The 2,053-nt window shown below is 34.5% G+C and carries 3 protein-coding genes; all 3 read right to left on the bottom strand.

From position 1 onward, the window contains the following. On the bottom strand, positions 1-815 hold an 815-nt coding region (locus tag AB1397_03125), incomplete at its 3' end, for a DUF2079 domain-containing protein (GenBank protein MEW6481985.1). Positions 816-870: 55 nt separating this feature from the next. Further along, on the bottom strand, positions 871-1,767 hold the full coding sequence (locus AB1397_03120; protein ID MEW6481984.1) for a DUF2079 domain-containing protein: 897 nt from the start codon (positions 1,765-1,767) through the stop codon (positions 871-873). A gap of 38 nt (positions 1,768-1,805) precedes the next feature. Further along, positions 1,806-2,053 (bottom strand): T9SS type A sorting domain-containing protein (locus tag AB1397_03115; GenBank protein ID MEW6481983.1); only part of this gene is annotated, 248 nt, incomplete at its 5' end.

The following is a 2,053-nucleotide window of genomic DNA, read 5'->3' as shown; positions in this document are numbered from 1 at the left end:
AAGTGGGCATAGGTTGATTTTGGGTCTTCTTTTACCAGCCTTTTTGCATTTTTGATTATCTCATTCTTTCTTTCTTTTTTTGCAAAAAGAAGGATTGCTTCGCCAGATTTATCTTCTTTAAAGAATAACTGAAATCTATTATCTTTTAAAAGCTCATTTACTGCCTTTCTGCATTCTTCTGGATTTGTCCAGGGCGCTACCCAATCTTTACCATAGGTATTTAAGACAACATATTCTCCCTCTTTATAATCAGGGAATGAATAAACAGGATTTCTTCTTGCTGAAAAATGGGAAAGGATATTATCCTGGATAGATACAGGAAGATTCTTTGGAACTATAGCCTTTATGGTTTCAAATAAAGCCCTTTCCCTTTTTATTTGATAATATTTCTGTAAAATATCTTTTTTGGGAATGGAAAGAAGGCTTTTGTGGCTATTGGAAGATGAGGTATAAACAATTGGGTTTTGAGAATTTGCTTCAAAGCATTTAAAAGAAAAGTAAAAGTTTGAAAGAAAAGAGGCGGTTAAGATCAACATAGCTAATGGTATGGGTTTAAGCCTTTTTAACAATAATAAAGCCCCATAAATCCCTGAGATTATAGCAAAAGGGGGAATTGGGCTAGAGTAGTGAAAACAAAGAAGGTATTGGGCATTCCATCCGGCCATAAAATGAAGGGCTATCTCAGGAAGGGCAATAAGTATCTCAAAGCTTAATATAGAAAGAAAGCCACAAGGAAGAACAAGCAGGATAATGGTAGCAATCTTTTCATTAAAGGGAGAAAAAAGCATCTTTAGGGTATTTTGTGGTTTTAAAATGAGGTTTTTTAATATTTCCGATGGGCTTTCTCCAAGGTTTAATCTTCCAAAGTGCTTATAGGTTGAATCTATTTCTGTTATTGCTGTTTCTTTTTTTGATATAAGGCATTAGAATAGATACAGAGGTATATGCCCAGAGGATTCCAATGATAAATGTAATAATGCCAATCTTTTTGTTTATTTTAAAGAAGGAATAGATGCCTAAGGCTATTATGATTAAAGAGAGATCTTCTTTTATCATTAAAGAGAGAAAGAGGAAGATAAAGTAAAGAAGCCAAATTCTTCTTTGTAGGAAATAGAAGGTAAAAAGGAGGAAGAAGGGAGCAAGGCATATCTCATGGAATTCAAAGAGATTTACCCTTGAGATAAATGGATGAAAGAGATAGGCAAAGGAGAAGGATAAACTTAAGAGATTATGCTTTAATTTATCCTTGGCAATGAGAAATACAGGGATTGCTCCTAATCCAAGGAATAGGCTTTGTAACACAAGAAGCATCTTTGGGTCTTGCCAGATAAGATAAAATGGGGCAAGGATAAGGAGGATGAGTGAGAAATGCTCGCCAAGGAAGTTATAGCCCAATGTTACAGAGGTATTAAGAATTCTTCCCTTAATTGTATTCCATATCGCCTCATCAAATATCGCTAAATCATGATGCCCGGTAAAGAAACCATTGTATTGGATAACAGAAAGATAGGAATAAATGGCAATATAAAGAAAGGTTAAAAAAAGAAGAATAAGCCAAGTTGCAATCTTTGGAATATCTTTGTTTAAATTAAGCAATTGGGCATTAAGAAAGACAAAGCTGCTTACTAAAAAGATAAGAAAAAAGGGCTTCCAGATAGAAAAAGAGAGGCTTTTATAAAGAAAAAAGCCAAGAATTAGTAAGGCATTACACAGAATAATTATCCAAAAACCCTTTTTGCCCTTTGCTTTTTTGGTTTTTCTTTTCACAAACCTAATTTTAGCTTAAAAAGCAGGGTTTGTAAAGGTTATTTCACCACCATTGATTTTATAGCAGAGAAATTGTCTGCCTTTAGCTTGTAGAAGTAAAGGCCAGAGGAGAGGGGTTGGTCTAAGTCGTTCTTTAGGTCAAAGGGAATTGCCCTTTGTTTTTGGGTATATGAGCCTTTGGGTTTTTGTCCTAGCTCTATTGTCCTTACCCTTTGTCCTAAGATGTTATAGATTTCTAGAGAAACATTTGAATCCTTGGAAAGCTTGAATGGGATATAGCAGGCAT

Source organism: bacterium (genome assembly GCA_040756715.1).
In the GTDB taxonomy this organism is placed as follows: domain Bacteria; phylum UBA9089; class UBA9088; order UBA9088; family UBA9088; genus JBFLYE01.
The sequence above is the reverse complement of the archived record's forward strand: the minus strand, read 5'-3'. Positions and strand labels throughout refer to the sequence as shown.